Raw genomic sequence first — 15,926 nt, 5'->3', positions numbered from 1 at the left:
AAACAAGCAAAGAACTAAGCCCAAAATGGGATATATTCTGCAAATTTGGTAGAGGCATTGTTGGGGTCTTTGGGTTTAATGATGTTTCGGTTCAAAGCTTCTTTGATTACCAATGAAACTTGGGAACGTTGTTTGTCGTGCATCTTAAACCGTTCTCTCAATGAAGTATTAGTCATAGCACTAGCGCTGTAATATTGTAATACACAATGCTGGTAAGCGGCCTCAATACGTTCCAGCGGAGAAAGTTCAGCAAAATTCCTAGGCGCATAAATTGTTACTCTAAACGAGTTGGCTAATTCTTCAAAGCGCAGTGGCGGCAATCCATAAAGCTCAATTCCTGCTACCGATTTTTGAAAACCAGAACCTCGCTCTTCGCAAATATTATATCTTCTAAATGCAGAAGCTAAAGCATCGTTTCTAGATTGGGGTGTGGTTCCTATTAGCCTATCCACGCTTTTAGATGGCAATAGTTTCCCCGGGTTAGAGATTTCTATTCTGTTGTCAAATATTTCGATCATTGGCCCAGCACCTTTTACCGAAAAATCTTGGTGGATTAGCGCATTGGCAATTAGCTCCCGCAAGGCAATGTCAGGATATATAGACGTTTCGGTTCTTAAAGCAGTTTTTATAATTTCGCTACTGGGCAAAAGCGCTTTTACAAACATCAAAAGTGCTTCAAAACTGATAGCATATCCTTTATTTCCAGGATATTCTTTTTCAGTAATTATTTTGTTATTGCCTTTATATTTAATAACTCTTACAGCTTTTCGGGCTAGAGAGTCAAAATCTTTTAAGGAATTTGCAGCTGTTAAAGCGCCTAAATTGGTGATGTAATAACCTGCATCATCAATGGCTTTAATCATATTTTCCTGTTCAAGCCAATGCAATATGGCATCGCTTTGATGTGTAATAGGCTTGCCGAGCAATTCCAAAACTTTGGCGTAATCCAAAAGAGTTAAGACATCATCAGTGGATAAAAGCTTGGATACGTGCAAATCTTCAAAAACTGGATTTTTGCTATTTAGCATCAGTCCTCCAATTTCTTGCCTTGAGGCTTTTTGGGTTGTTCCGCCACTTCTTATATAAGAGTCTTCTATAGTGCCAGATCTTAAGTGAACAGGTTTTGTTGCCGATTCTTTGATATGTATAAAGAGTAAAGGTTTGTCAATATACATTTCGATTTTATGATCTAAAGCAACTTCTGGATCAACAGTATCGCGAGCTAAGCTAGATAATTTTTGGACAATTTGTTCGGATTTAGCCATATCGATCCCTTGAATAATACCTGCTTTGTTCTCTATTCCAAAAACTAAAAAACCACCACCGGGCAGATTTGAAAAAGCGCTTAAATGCTTACTCAATTTTTGATTGTTGGGCGATAAATCTTCTTTCCAATCTAATTCATTTAATTCTTGAGGAATTGGAGTTAGACTTTTGTCTAACAATGCAATGGCTCTATTAATCCAACTTTTCATTTTAAAAATTTATGTATTTCTCTTTTCTAAACATGCAGCAACCCCTTTGTTATCAATCTAAATGATGTTTTTTCTTTTTTCTAGACACGCAAAATTACACTTTATGCTGCTAGTACCTCATTTAATTCATTCATAATATCACTCATCTCGTTACCAAATAACTGGTACATTTTCCCTCTTCCACCTTTAGCATCAAACGGCGTAAAGTCTAGGTCTTCTATTTCTATATGGTAACTACTAATAACGTGGTCTTTCAGCATTCGCAACCAGTCTAACTGCTCCGGTGTAAAACGGTTGTGTTGCCCGGTGTGCTGCTTGAAAATCCACTTGTTGAAATTGGCTTCTATAGTACTGTCAAAAGCTCGTAATTCAGGGTCTATGCCGCAAGCTCTTCTAATTAATGACACCAAGGCTGTAAGCTCATCTTTTGGCCGTTCGTTCTTCACTTCTTCTAATGCTTTGTAAGCCTCCCAAACATAATCAGGAGCGAGTAATGGTTTTTCTAAACTAAGCTTTTCAAACACTTCCTGAATCATCTTAAACGTGATGTTTCTGCGGTTGTAAGGTTGGTTGTAAAAGATACTCAACGCCTTAATTTCATCTTTATGCTTTAGCAGGTACTCGCTAAAATCTGTCACTATTGCTGTGGCTTTATCAACAGAGGTTGTGTCCCACTCTGATCTTGTTATTGTATCTATATTTACACTATCAATAATTTGCTCGTGTTGCTTGCGAACGTTGTCTAAATAGTTATTCAGCTCTCCGTTGAAGGTAGTGGCAGCTTGTGAAATAAGCGCCTCCTGAGCCTCTTTACGGCAATCAATACTGTCTTGTGGCGTTCTGTCCTCAACAGGGATTTGGGCTATTAATTCCTTCGCTTTGTCCTCAATAGCATCGGGATCATAAGCAGTCAATAACTCCTTCGTAATTTGCTTTAAGTTTTTACCTCCAGAATACTCCAACAGCTTGTCTCTTTCCTTATCCGTTATTTGTTTATCTAATCGTATTAACCTATTTGCTAAAGACAAGAATAAGTCCTCATCTGCTACTCCCATTGTAACGGCACCTAATAAGTCTTTCAAAACAATAGTAGGTTTGCGCTCTAGTGGTCGGCTGTCTGTTTTTTTAGATTTTATGGCTCCAACCGCATCTACTATTACAAAGTGCGTCTTGGTCTTAGCAGTTTTGGTCACCAATTGCAAGCTATCACTGTTAATGGTTCTCGTACCTCTTCCTTTCATCTGCTCGAAGTAGTTAGTACTCTTTACGTCTCGCATAAAAAGTAATACCTCCAATGGCTTCACATCAGTACCAGTAGCGATCATATCGACTGTTACTGCTATACGTGGGTAATAGGAGTTCCTAAAGCGGTTCAATACTGATTTCGGATCTTCATCTGCCTTGTAGGTTACTTTTTTACAGAAGTCATTGCCTTCGTCAAATTCCTCACGGATGATCTTTATGATATCATCAGCGTGGCTATCTGTCTTTGCAAACACAAGCGTTTTTGGCACTTCATAGTCTTTATTCTCATCTATACGGTTCGGAAAAATAGTAGTCTTAAGAGCTTGCTTGTATTCTCTTATTATGTTACGTATTTGGCTTGGGTTTACTACCTTCTTGTCGAGGTCGTTTTTAGAGTACTCTGTATCTTCCTCTTCCTGCTGCCAACGCTTTTTTCTTGTTAGTTTGTCTCGTCTGTCTAAGAACCAACCGCCTTTGACTACATCGCCATTCTTGGATATTTCGGTTTCAATATTGTATACATCGTAAGGAACGTTCACGCCATCGATAACCGATTCTTCATAGGTGTACTCGCTTACCACATTCTCATTAAAAAAACCAAAGGTTCTTTTATCAGGCGTGGCTGTCAAGCCTATTAAATAAGCATCAAAGTAATCCAAGACTTGCTTCCATAGATTATATATAGATCTGTGGCACTCATCAATAACTATAAAGTCGAATTGTTCAATAGGCACCTTGGCAGTATACTCCACTGGCAACGCCTGCTTTTTATTTAATTGCTGCTCCATCCAAGACGATTCATTCGGATTGTCCTGTTCTGAGCTTTCGTCCAGTTCCTCCCCTTTCAATATCGCATACATACGTTGAATGGTAGATATACACACCTGACTATCACTGGCTATATAACTCGATGTTAAGCGTTGTACATTGTATAACTCCGTAAACTTCCTATTATCGTCGTTTGGCTGAAAAGTCATAAACTCCTGCTCTGCCTGTTCACCTAAGTTTTTGGTATCAACTAAAAACAAGATGCGCTTAGCATCTGCATTTTTTAACAGGCGATAAACAAATGTTGCTGCAGTAAATGTCTTACCAGCTCCTGTAGCCATTTGTATTAATGCCTTTGGTCGATTTTTCTTGAACGAATGTTCAAGGTTCTTTACAGCCTTTATTTGAGCAGGTCTTAGGCCTGTTTCATCTAATACTGGAGGGTTCTGCAATCGTGTCCTAAGACTATCGCCCTTTTTCAACCATTCTGCAATCGTGCCCGGTTGGTGGAAATGGAAGACATTTCTACCTCTAGGCTTAGGGTCTCTATAATCTGTGAATCTCGTGACAATTCCTGTGCTCTCGTATACGAATGGCAGGGGATCGTTATTGAGGTATTTTAGCTTTGCTTTAGCATACTCAGAAGACTGCTCTTCAACGACTGTAAGTCGATGACCTTCTTCCTCTTTTTTTGCTTCAATAACGCCTACAGGCTTTCTATCCACAAACAATACGTAATCAGCAGGACCTATATCTGTTTGATATTCACGTACAGCAACACCTTTAGCTGCTGCTAAGTTTACTGTTGATTTAGATTGTATCACCCAACCTGCGCTGCGTAGCATCTTATCGATGGTATCACGAGCAATTTGTTCGGGATTTTGATTAACTGTGGGCATATCTAACGCTTCTTTATCAATGATTTTTTTACCTACACCATTAATTATGTAAGAAATCAAGTCTAAAAGTAACCCAAATAACGGTATAATAGTTAGAAATCGTAAAATTTATCGAAATTAATTAAAAAATTTATCAGCCAGACATACATATTGTCATTTAATGTGTATTCTATCTAATATCAATACTAAATATGAAAAAATATGGAGAGTTTAAAAATAGAATTTACAGGTGGATATCGTCAAGCATCTAAATACTTAACCCGCGAACACAGTGCTAACTTTGCAGTTATCGTTGACGCCTTAGTTTACATCCACAATGAAAATAAGGATAAGCTGGTAATCATTAACGGCAGTAGAGCTGTTAGAGCCTCAAACGCTTATCTATCTCGACACACTGGACTTGGATTGTCGATAATTAAATCGAATATAGACAAGATAGTAAGGACAGGACTTGTAACAGTTATTACCAGAGGACAAGGAAACACAAGGCACTATGTAATTAACATTGAGAATATAAATACTTATATAACAGCATTGAAGCCGAAATTTGAGCGATGGTTTGAAAAATCAATCGACTCCAGTAAGAAAGACAAAGCAAGATCAGTCAAAGCAGATAACGTTAAACTGAAAAAAAGTCTGGAAGATTTTACAAAGACTATGGCAGAACTTAAATTGACAACTGTAGAATCAGAAGTTGGGTTGGTTGAAAACCGACTAACCAAATCAGTTAAAACCGACCAACCAAATAGGCTAAAATATACCGTAGAAGAAAGAGAAGAAGAAAGAGCAGAAGAAACAACAACAAAGAAAAAAGATGTTGTTGTTACTGTTTTTAATCAAAGAGACTCGAAAGGTGCGTTCACAATTTTCAAAGGATACGATAAGCCAGTTTACGAAGAAGAATACAAAGAATACACAAAGAACTTCACGAAGAAGCAGTTCGAAAAAATTTTAGATGCAGCTCAAGAAGGAGCTTATGAAGATATGGATGTAGATCTGGATGATTTGAATTTTACTAACGAATTCACTTATAAAAAGGATGAGAAGATGTGTAGTAAATTTTACTATAAGGATGAAATTATGGGACATACCTACAACTCAATACTAAGAGCAAAAAGAACTAATGAACAAATGAAGAAAAAAGAATATGAAACAACCAATGAACCTGCTAGCCCAGACATCTCAAATAATAATTGGAAAATTTTAAAAAATGCCTATAGTGAACTGCCTGACATTCCAAAGCAGGGAAGATTTTTACCGTCAAAACAGGATGAATCTAACTTTTCAAATCTCTCAGAATATAGGCAAGGGTGGGTTATAGAACAAGTTGTTAATATGAAGAAAGCAAACACAACAGCCTCGAGACCCGCTAATTACATTGAAGAGGCAATGAAAGAAAAACTTAACCTCAGATATAATCCCGATAAGAGCAGATTAAACGTAGCTCTTTAGTGCATCCCGTTAATCCACAACTTGTAAGTATTTTGGATAGCTAAGAATTAAAATTTTATCTACCTACAAGATTTTGGAGCTGTTATCAACCAAGATTTGCACCACCTAAGCTTGAGAGGAGCTTCAAACTCTTTAAGAAGACCTGATCAAGGACGATCTGTCTAAGCAATGAATGGCCCTGGAGTGGTCACCAGATAGTCCAAGATTAATACCTAAATTTTCAGCACAGAAAACCTCGTTTTTAAGAGTCTTTGGATTGTTTCAACATGTTTCGTAATGTAGAATCAAACTGAGGCTAATATCGCTTACTATGCCTTTAAAAGCATCGAATTAATCGAGAATGTTATAGATGTAGTTAGAGACATTGTATACTGCCTTCGAAGATACTTCATTATTGACTCGGCGTGGGTTTTTAAGTATCAGAACGATAACTTCTGCTTTACATTCATAAATGAAAAGCTTCAACTAAATACGCTTGCTATCTGTTGTGCGAAGCTCTACAGCTAAATCACAGCAAGGGGTATTTGTAGATAGATTTTTACATAAACTGTGAGTTATATAGAGGTACAAGAATAATGCTCATACCTCTATTATCTCTACTTAATTTATGCGATTTTTGTCAAGAATAGCAAGAACAACTTCATAGTCATATAAAATAGTTGTCCCGATTTTACTATAAGGTAGTATCCCATTCATTCTCATGTTCTGCAGTGTTCCTGCAGATATATTAAACATTTTTCTCATCTCGGAAGATCTCAGGAATTTCTTCTCGTGATTATTACTTAAAGATTTCAATGCCTCCAGCACCTCGATTTTAAAGCTATTAAATTCCTCTTTTGTAGCTACTTCAATATTCATATTTACTGTTTTTGATATGTTGATTTCCCCTTTCAAAAGGGCTTAATTATATAGTACTTTAATAAATATTGAAAATGCTTCTGAGCGCTAATTATTTTTAAAATAAATTGTTGGCAAAGAAATCAAACGGCATAAAAAAAGCCCTTAATTAAGGGCTTATAGAGTTACATAGGCTGTAAGCTAAGAAACATCGCTTAATGAATTACCCCATGTGGCTTGATTGGATTTGCTTAGTTTATTTTTGAGCTCTTGTACATCACTATTAAGTTTTTGATCTGTTAACTTAGCATATTTAAGCGTCTGTTCCATAGAGGTGTGCCCCATTATCTTTGACAGAGTTGGAAGCGGTAGACCAAAATCACGACATATACTTGTCGCAAATGAATGTCGAGCTAAATGACTAGTTATCAATGTTTTAATTGCGCAAATGTCCTGTATCTCCTTCAGATAAGCATTCATCCGCTGATTACTAGGAACTGGCAAAAGTTTACCTGAATTTAACACCAATGCATCATCTTTGTACTTCTCAAATATTTCTTGGACAATTGGTAATATTGGTATATTACAAAAGGTGTTAGTTTTTTTCCGATGAATATTGATCCACGTTGTACCGTCAAGATTAGTCACAATATCATCCTTACATAGCAAATGAACATCCACGTATGCAAGTCCAGTGTAGCAAGAGACTATAAAAACATCTCTGACTTGATCTAATCTTTTAATAGCAAATTCTTTACTGTAAATCGAGTCAATCTCTGCCTTAGTTAAGAAACCTGTTTCTTCTCTGACCATCTTACTCTTATAATTTAAGCAAGGATCTTTATCGATCCAACCCTTGTATAAACACGTCCTGACAACTTGCCGAAAAGTCTTAATAGTCCTGACAGTATAATTATTAGCACAACCTATTTCAGACCTCAAATAATAATCGAAATCGGTAACAAACTGAAAATCTACTCTTTTAATATCAAGGTCAGTTAATTTATACTGATGCAATAGGTATTTCTTCAAATTATTTAAAACGGCAACATACTTGCTATATGTTCCTGGTTTTACAAGCTTCATGATGCGTTTGTTTTCGTACTCGAAGACCTCTACTAGATTATGAGTCTTCACTTCAGCACCTGTATATTTATTCATCAAGCTTTCAATAGTTACTCTTACACCTCCATTAACAAGTTCTTGTGATATAAGATTAATGTTGTTTTCAATGGACACTAGCCTTCGATTCAATATTGCAATAGTCTCTGAGTTGCCTCTTCCTCGCTGCTTGTTTTGATCCCAACGACTTGAATCGATACTTTCGTTTAGACTTACTTCCCTTCTCTTACCATCGACAGTTACACGAAGATAGATTGGACTCTCACCTTTTGCATTCTTTCTGCATTTCAGGTACATTAAAATTGATACATTTTTCATTGTTTAGGGATTAATTGTTACTATTATACTTAGATAATACCCGAAACAAATAAGAAAGTAAAGCGGAAGGAATATTTATTCGCTTTTTTAACATTTGATTTCAGGTGTCCATAAAAAACTAGAAAAATGCTCCCGAATTGGACACCTATAGAAGGAGAATAAATGTGCGTTTTGATACATAAATCCAAAAAAAAACACTGTAAACATTAAATTTACAGTGTTTTGAATAAACTTATTGAGAAGTGGTGGCCGCGACAGGGTTCGAACCTGCAACCCTCAGAGTCGAAATCTGATATTCTATCCAGTTGAACTACGCAGCCGTTTGATTTTAGATAGTTGATTAACAATTTTAGTTATATGATTTAAAATTGTTAATCAACATTATCATTTACACCAATAATTTTTTGACAATAGTAGAAATAGTTTTTCCTTCTGCAGTTCCACCTAATTTTGCGGCTGCTAATCCCATCACTTTACCCATTGACGCTATTCCTGATGCACCAGTTTCGGAGATGATTTCAACAATGATTGCTTCAACTTCAGTTTCAGTTAATTGCGCTGGTAAGAATTTTTCGATTACTGCAATTTGAGCTAGCTCTGGTTCAGCCAAATCCATACGATTTTGTTCTGTAAAAATTCTTGCGCTTTCCTTGCGTGTTTTTACCAATCTCTGTAATAACTTAACTTCATCATCAGCTGAAATTTCTTCCTTTAAACCTGATGCTGTTTGCGCTAATAATATTTCAGATTTGATCGCTCTTAGCGCTTCTAGTGCTACTGTATCTTTTGCTCTCATGGCTGTTTTTAAATCGTCCATGATTAGTACTGATAAACTCATATTGTTCTTATTTAATAGTAGCTAAAATAGCTACTGTTTTTTGATTTTGAATTCCTGCCCCAGATAGAAATGAAAAGCCTTTTTAAGAAAAACTAACCATTTTTTCTTGAATTTAAAAAGCGACTTTAGAAGCTCTTTTAAATTTTTAGAAAAAAGTTGTTTTGACAAAAAGCTTGAAATGATAGCTGGATTAAGGCTCAGCAAATTTAAAAAAATTAACTGAAATAACAATAAATCGGCTCCTGCTACATTACTAAAAAAATAACCCGAAAATTCAATTTGATTTTCGGGCTATTTCATTTTTTATTTGATTTCCTTAATCTACATTATCATGTAAATAAGAATTGTTTGAACGTAACTGTAAATCATTATTACTGTCTGTTCCAACAGATATTCTTGAATTAGTACTATTAGAATGATTATTTGAAATGTCGATACCTAATCTTTTATAAGCTGGCTCTTTTTCATATTCATCAATTTTAGAAACATTATTATGAAACTTATAATTGAATTCTTTTAACTTCTTTCTTCTTTCATCCGCTCTCATTCTCACTGACTCTTCAATGGTCATTTCCATTGGAGAAATTGGCTCAAAATCATTATGTAAATCTGCTGATTTGTCAACCTGCTTCATTGTAATATTAAGTTCTGCTGGAATAACAACTTCAGGAACTTTAGCAACTGGTTTAGCCATAAATTCTGGCTCTTGCTCCATAAACTCTTCAAGAGAATATTTAATAATTCCGTTATCACTTAATTCCGTAACAGGAACAAACTGTATAGCGTCATTAACTTTAATATCACGCACTTCATTTGCTAATTCAAAAACAACTTTCTTTTCTTGAACTTGCTCAACTGGCTCTGCTTTAAAAAGCGGTAAGTCAAAAGAAAAAGCTGTTTGCTCTTGTTTCTCTATTGCTTTTGGTTGAGCGATTACTGTTTCAACTGCAGCTGAAGTGATCGTAAAATCAACATCACTTATAGGAGAAACTATTTCGAAAGTTACATCTAAGTTTTTAACATACTCTGAAATAACCATCAATTCATCATTATGTTTTACTGGCGCTGCAACTACTAATTCAGGAACGACAACTGGTTCAGGAGTTACTACTGTATCTTCTAATAAATCAAAAACTACTCTTTCATTTGAATTAGAAACTTGTGATTCAGTATTCAAATCAAAAGCCGTAACTGGCTTACTACTTAAATTATGAAAACTTCTTTGTTCGTCTTCAAGCGTATGAATTATTTTTTTTGGCTCTGTATTTACGATTTCATTTTGTTGCTCAATATCGAATCCTGTTGCAATAATAGTTACTGCAATAGAATCTCCAAGTGATTCATCCTCACCAACACCCATAATGATGTTTGCGTTGTGACCTGCTTCAACTTGGATATGATCATTGATTTCTCCAATCTCGTCGATTGTAATTTCATTTGTTCCAGAAACGATAAGCAACAATACGTTTTTAGCACCTGTAATCTTGTTGTCATTTAACAATGGAGAATCTAAAGCTGCAACAATAGCTTCCTTAGCTCTATTCTCGCCAGAAGAGATAGAAGAACCCATTATAGCAGTTCCACTATTAAACAATACTGTTTTAGCATCTCTTAAATCGATGTTTTGAGTATAGTGATGCGTAATTACTTCCGCAATTCCTCTTGAGGCTGTTGCCAAAACTTCATCTGCTTTTGAAAATCCAGCTTTGAAACCAAGATTTCCGTATACTTCTCTTAACTTGTTATTATTGATAACGATTAAGGAATCGACTTGCTTACGCAATTTTTCAATACCAATTTGCGCTTGCTCTTGACGAACTTTACCTTCAAATAAGAAAGGTAATGTTACAATTCCTACAGTAAGAATATCTCTTTCTTTAGCTAATTGTGCAATTACTGGTGCAGCACCAGTTCCTGTTCCACCACCCATTCCTGCAGTGATAAAAACCATCTTTGTATTGCGATCTAACATTTTCTCAATATCAGCAATACTTTCAATAGCTGACTGCTGTCCTACATCAGGGTTTGCTCCAGCACCTAATCCTTCTGTAAGATTAACTCCTAACTGAATTTTATTAGGAACAGAACTACTCTGTAAAGCTTGAGAATCCGTATTACATACGATAAAATCTACGCCTTTGATCCCTTGCTTGAACATGTGATTAATGGCGTTACTTCCGCCCCCACCTACTCCTATAACTTTTATCACATTTGATTGATTCTTTGGTAAATCAAATGAAATACTTCCAAATTCTGAGTCGCTCATCATTTTATTTGGTTTTTGAAATTGTTATATTATTAATTCTTATATTTTTTAGGCCCAGCCTTTTATTCTGCATTATCTAAGAAATCTTTAATCTTGTCCACATAACGATCAAAGAAATTTCTTTGTATTCTATTCACTGTCGAATCTTGTTTATCGTGCTGGCTTTTTTCATTATTTGCTTGCACTTCCTCAAAAACTTCTTGAGCAGTTTCTTGAGCTATTGGTGCTCTGTAAACAGGAGCTTTAGGTTTCTCAACAAGATCCATTCTCACGGCGCTTTGAGATTTATTCTCTATACTCTTCATTACTAAACCAACAACTGTAGCATATAAAGGACTAGAAATTTCTTCGTCTGAATTACCAGCTAAATGTTCGTTTGGATAACCAATTCTTGTATCCATTCCAGTAATATATTCTACTAACTGCTTAATGTGTTTCAATTCTGCTCCACCGCCAGTAAGCACAATTCCAGCTATTAATTTTTTACGTGGATCTTCATGACCGTATGCTTTTACTTCTGTAAAAACCAAGTCCACAATCTCTACTACTCTAGCGTGAATTATTTTTGAAAGATTCTTTAAAGAAATCTCTTTAGGCTCTCTTCCTCTTAATCCCGGAATAGAAACTATTTCATTATCTCTATTCTCTCCTGGCCATGCTGAACCAAATTTTACTTTTAATAATTCAGCTTGTTTTTCGATTATAGAACAACCTTCTTTAATATCATCTGTAATCACATTTCCTCCAAAAGGGATTACTGCCGTGTGACGAATAATACCATCTTTGAAAATTGCTAAATCAGTAGTTCCACCACCTATATCTATTAAAGCAACTCCTGCTTCTTTTTCTTCTTGACTTAAAACTGCATCTGCAGAAGATAACGGCTCTAATGTTAATCCTGACAATTCAATTCCTGAACTTTGAATACATCTACCTACATTGCGAATTGATGCTGCTTGACCTACTACAACGTGAAAACTAGCTTCTAGTCTTCCGCCATACATTCCTATCGGTTCTTTAATTTCAGATTGACCATCGATTTTAAATTCTTGTGGCAAAACGTGGATTATTTCCTCGCCAGGCAACATCGCTAACTTATTGACTTGGTCAATCAATAGCTGGATGTCATTTCCACCTATTACTTCTTCTGGATTATGTCTACTGATATAATCTGTATGTTGAATACTGCGAATGTGTTGTCCTGCTATTCCAACAACAACATCTTTAATTTTATAACCAGAATTATTTTCTGCTTCTTGAACTGCTTGTTGTATCGACAATATGGTTTTAGTAATATTATTCACTACGCCACGAGACACTCCTAAACTTTTGGATTTTCCAATTCCTAAAATTTCAAGTTTGCCATACTCATTCTTCTTGCCTATCATGGCAACTATTTTAGTTGTCCCTATATCTAGACCTACTGCAATATTATCTTTTTCCATTATCTATTATTTAGTGCAAACTACTTGTTCCGTAAAACGGAGGTCGATTTTTTTATATTTATACAACGAACTATCTAAAACTGCTTTTTGAAAAAAAGCTTTATAATTTTGAAACTTACGCTCCACATCATTCAATTTACCAAAATCTATTTGATAATCAAAATTTCTATTGAGCATTTTTAAGCTACCATCAGTCATAATTTCAATTCCAATGATATTTTTTTTCAAAAATGAATCATCATGAATTGTACGAAATAATGCAGATAAATCTTCGTTATTATCCTTATTTATACCTCCTGAAACAAGCGGAACTCTAGCCGTAAAATTACTTGACAAAGGCATTCTATTTCCTTCGTAATCAATATAGAAGGAACTTCCATTATCAAATATTCTAGCAATAGGAGTCTTTTGTTTAACCACTGCTTTCAACACACCATCAATGCTCACAAAAACGTCTGATTTTTCAATCATCTCTTGTGCATTGAGCCTTTTTTCCAACTTATTCAAATCTAAATTAAGTTTTTGAATGCTAGAGGCCTCTCTATTATAATCTATTAACAATTTATTAACCGTTTCTTGTCGTACAAAAGGAGCGTTATCTCCTACAAATACAACCTTGGTTTTAGTTAATTTTCTATTACCATTTCGCTTTGAGGTAAAAGAAAATAGAAAAATCACTAATACAAACATCAGTACTAATCGAATATTTGTGAGATTAAAGATTTTCATTTATCGCTTTTTTAATAGTTGGTACTAACTCTCCAATATCTCCAGCGCCTATCGTAACAACAACCTTTGCATCACTTTGTAAAATCGCTGCAACCAAATCATTTTTTAAAACTAATTTTTTACAATTATTAGTCATTTTATCCATCAACCATTGGGACGTTATTCCTTCCATAGGTTGCTCACGAGCAGGATATATATCTAGTAAAATCACTTCGTCAAATTGTGATAAGCTAGCAGCAAAATCTTCTGCAAAATCTCTAGTTCTACTAAATAAATGCGGTTGAAAAATCGCTAAAACCTTTTCTCTAGGGTATAATTCAGTGACTGCTTGATGCACTGCGTTAATCTCTGTAGGATGATGTGCGTAGTCATCAATATAAATCTTGTCGTTTGTTTTGATTTGGTACGAAAATCTTCGTTTTATTCCTTTGAATGATGCGATAGCTTTTGCAATAGCATCGGTTGGGGTCCCGAATAAGTCAGCCATTGCAATAGCCATTAAAGCATTCATTAAATTATGTCTTCCTGGTAAACCAAAATGTAAATCTTTAAGAACTAATTTTGGAGTTTGCACATCAAAAATATAACTACCATTTCCTACTCTTACATTGAATGCTTTATAAATTGCATCCTCATTTACTGCGCAAACAACTCCTTCAATTGCTAACTCTTTTGTAATAAACAAATTGCGCTTATCAATAATTTTATCAGCAAATTCTAAAAATGATTTCTCGATTGCTTCACTCGTTCCATAGATATCTAGATGATCAGCATCCATAGAGGTGATGCAAGCAATATTAGGATATAAGTGAAGGAAAGAACGATCAAATTCATCTGCCTCTACAACGGTAATTGTCTTACCGCTCCCTATTAAATTTGAGTTATAATTCTCTACTATTCCTCCAATAAAAGCAGTTACATCAGCACCACTTTCATTTAAAATATGTCCTAAAATCCCTGATGTTGTAGTTTTACCATGCGTTCCTGCAACAGCAAAACAAAACGTATCCTTAGTTATTAATCCTAGTACTTCTGCTCTCTTTTTAATAACATAATCTCTTTCTAGGAAAAAATTCCATTGCGAATGCGTGCTTGGAACTGCAGGAGTAATTATTACTAATGTATTCTCTGTATAAAAATCCTTTGGTATTAAATTAATAACATCTTCAAAATGAATAGAAATACCACTTTCAATCAATTCACTTGTCAAAACAGATGGAGTTTTGTCATACCCACAAACTTGTTTTCCTAAATTTTTAAAATAGCGCGCAAGGTTGCTCATACCGATTCCTCCGATACCTATAAAATAGACGTTATTTATTTGACTTAAGTTCATTCTTAGTTTGAATTTCTGATAGCAGTTACGTATTCCAATTTCAAAAATTATAGTTCTTTTCGAAATCGAATTTTGTTACCGCTATTTCTACTTTATTAATTTTATTATCTCTTCAACAATGTCTTTTGTTGCATTTGGCTTAGCCAATTTTTTCATGTTTAAACTTAAATTACGCTGTAAGTTTTCATCATATAACAACTTATTAAAAACAGATTCAAATTTTTCCTCTAATTCGCTTTCTTTAATAAGTAAAGCACCTTTTTTATCTACAATTGCTTTTCCATTTTTAGTTTGGTGATCTTCAGCAACATTTGGAGACGGTATGAAAATAGTTGGCTTTCCAACTAAACATAATTCTGAAACCGATGATGCTCCCGCACGAGAAATCACAAAGTCAGCAGCTGCATAAATCAAGTCCATACGATCAATAAATGAAACTACTTGTACATCTTCTCGCTCGGAAAAAATTTTATACTCCGCCATATAAAAATTTCCACACTGCCAGAATATTTGAACACCCAACGCTAATAAAAAATCCAACTCTTTTTCAATTAATTGATTGATTCTTCGGGATCCTAAACTACCCCCTAAAATCAATAATGTTTTTTTATTATCATCTAGATTAAAATAGGAAATCGCTTCACTTCTCTTGGAATCAATGTCCAGTACATCTTGACGAACCGGATTACCAGTTAAAATCATTTTCTCTTTTGGAAAAAACCTTTCTAAATTTTCGTAGGCTACACAAATTTTGCTAGCCTTTTTGCTCAATAACTTATTAGTAATTCCAGGATATGAATTTTGCTCCTGAATAACAGTTGGAATACCAGCAAAACCTGCAATTTGCAATAGCGGTCCACTAGCAAAACCTCCTGTACCAATAACTACATCGGGTTTGAATTCTCTTATAATTTTTCTGGCCTTTAATAAACTACTTAGTAATTTTATTGGAAACAAAGCATTATCAAATGTTATTCTTCTTTGTATTCCTGCAATCCAAAGTCCAATAATTTTATATCCGGACTGCGGTACTTTTTGCATTTCCATTTTATCTTCTGCGCCAACAAAAAGGAATTCTGCATCTGGAAAACGAGACTTTAATTCATTAGCAATAGCAATCGCTGGATAGATATGTCCTCCAGTTCCGCCGCCGCTTAATATGAATTTGTATGGTTTCATTTTCTAATTTTATTTTA

The 15,926-nt window shown here is 34.9% G+C and carries 11 protein-coding genes and 1 tRNA gene; 1 reads left to right on the top strand and 11 read right to left on the bottom strand.

Going from position 1 to position 15,926, the window contains the following annotated elements:
- Window positions 1-14 precede the first annotated feature (14 nt).
- Entirely contained in the window at window positions 15-1,475 is a 1,461-nt protein-coding gene (locus BC961_RS01465; RefSeq protein ID WP_121924080.1) for an ATP-binding protein, read from the bottom strand.
- Between the two features lie 101 nt (window positions 1,476-1,576).
- Window positions 1,577-4,447 (bottom strand): type I restriction endonuclease subunit R, encoded by a 2,871-nt coding sequence (locus BC961_RS01460; protein ID WP_245980781.1) that lies wholly within the window; start codon window positions 4,445-4,447, stop codon window positions 1,577-1,579.
- 141 nt (window positions 4,448-4,588) lie between these two features.
- On the opposite strand from BC961_RS01460, the gene BC961_RS01455 reads away from it, so the two are divergent.
- A complete protein-coding gene (locus BC961_RS01455) occupies window positions 4,589-5,839 on the top strand; it encodes a hypothetical protein (RefSeq protein ID WP_121924079.1) in 1,251 nt (416 codons plus the stop codon).
- Between the two features lie 600 nt (window positions 5,840-6,439).
- On the opposite strand, the gene BC961_RS01450 is transcribed toward BC961_RS01455, so the two are convergent.
- The 9 genes from BC961_RS01450 to murG all read right to left on the bottom strand — a co-directional run bounded on the left by BC961_RS01450 (window position 6,440) and on the right by murG (window position 15,909).
- A complete protein-coding gene (locus BC961_RS01450; RefSeq protein ID WP_245980779.1) occupies window positions 6,440-6,733 on the bottom strand; it encodes a helix-turn-helix domain-containing protein in 294 nt (97 codons plus the stop codon).
- Window positions 6,734-6,877: 144 nt separating this feature from the next.
- Window positions 6,878-8,116, bottom strand: coding sequence for a site-specific integrase (locus BC961_RS01445; protein ID WP_121924077.1), 1,239 nt, complete (start codon window positions 8,114-8,116; stop codon window positions 6,878-6,880).
- A 243-nt stretch (window positions 8,117-8,359) separates the two neighbouring features.
- A tRNA-Arg gene (locus BC961_RS01440) sits at window positions 8,360-8,436 on the bottom strand.
- 68 nt (window positions 8,437-8,504) lie between these two features.
- Window positions 8,505-8,954 (bottom strand): GatB/YqeY domain-containing protein, encoded by a 450-nt coding sequence (locus BC961_RS01435; protein WP_121924076.1) that lies wholly within the window; start codon window positions 8,952-8,954, stop codon window positions 8,505-8,507.
- Between the two features lie 316 nt (window positions 8,955-9,270).
- Window positions 9,271-11,223, bottom strand: coding sequence for a cell division protein FtsZ (ftsZ, locus tag BC961_RS01430; RefSeq protein ID WP_121924075.1), 1,953 nt, complete (start codon window positions 11,221-11,223; stop codon window positions 9,271-9,273).
- 59 nt (window positions 11,224-11,282) lie between these two features.
- Complete coding sequence (gene ftsA, locus BC961_RS01425; protein ID WP_121924074.1) at window positions 11,283-12,665, bottom strand: cell division protein FtsA; 1,383 nt, start codon at window positions 12,663-12,665, stop codon at window positions 11,283-11,285.
- A gap of 6 nt (window positions 12,666-12,671) precedes the next feature.
- A complete protein-coding gene (locus tag BC961_RS01420; protein WP_121924073.1) occupies window positions 12,672-13,394 on the bottom strand; it encodes a cell division protein FtsQ/DivIB in 723 nt (240 codons plus the stop codon).
- Window positions 13,381-14,730 (bottom strand): UDP-N-acetylmuramate--L-alanine ligase, encoded by a 1,350-nt coding sequence (murC, locus tag BC961_RS01415; protein WP_121924072.1) that lies wholly within the window; start codon window positions 14,728-14,730, stop codon window positions 13,381-13,383. Before murC ends, BC961_RS01420 begins: the two co-directional genes overlap by 14 nt.
- Before the next feature lie 87 nt (window positions 14,731-14,817).
- On the bottom strand, window positions 14,818-15,909 hold the full coding sequence (murG, locus tag BC961_RS01410; RefSeq protein WP_121924071.1) for an undecaprenyldiphospho-muramoylpentapeptide beta-N-acetylglucosaminyltransferase: 1,092 nt from the start codon (window positions 15,907-15,909) through the stop codon (window positions 14,818-14,820).
- Window positions 15,910-15,926: the final 17 nt, after the last annotated feature.

The sequence above is a fragment of the Flavobacterium weaverense genome (assembly GCF_003688495.1).
Taxonomy (GTDB): domain Bacteria; phylum Bacteroidota; class Bacteroidia; order Flavobacteriales; family Flavobacteriaceae; genus Flavobacterium; species Flavobacterium weaverense.
This window is presented reverse-complemented; position numbering and strand designations above follow the sequence as displayed.

Bases quoted from the DNA above. Each gene is read 5' to 3' on its own strand.
- BC961_RS01465 (WP_121924080.1), bottom strand. From the start codon at position 1,475: ATGAAAAGTTGGATTAATAGAGCCATTGCATTGTTAGACAAAAGTCTA.
- BC961_RS01455 (WP_121924079.1), top strand. From the start codon at position 4,589: ATGGAGAGTTTAAAAATAGAATTTACAGGTGGATATCGTCAAGCATCT.
- BC961_RS01445 (WP_121924077.1), bottom strand. From the start codon at position 8,116: ATGAAAAATGTATCAATTTTAATGTACCTGAAATGCAGAAAGAATGCA.
- BC961_RS01435 (WP_121924076.1), bottom strand. From the start codon at position 8,954: ATGAGTTTATCAGTACTAATCATGGACGATTTAAAAACAGCCATGAGA.
- ftsZ (WP_121924075.1), bottom strand. From the start codon at position 11,223: ATGATGAGCGACTCAGAATTTGGAAGTATTTCATTTGATTTACCAAAG.
- ftsA (WP_121924074.1), bottom strand. From the start codon at position 12,665: ATGGAAAAAGATAATATTGCAGTAGGTCTAGATATAGGGACAACTAAA.
- BC961_RS01420 (WP_121924073.1), bottom strand. From the start codon at position 13,394: ATGAAAATCTTTAATCTCACAAATATTCGATTAGTACTGATGTTTGTA.
- murC (WP_121924072.1), bottom strand. From the start codon at position 14,730: ATGAACTTAAGTCAAATAAATAACGTCTATTTTATAGGTATCGGAGGA.
- murG (WP_121924071.1), bottom strand. From the start codon at position 15,909: ATGAAACCATACAAATTCATATTAAGCGGCGGCGGAACTGGAGGACAT.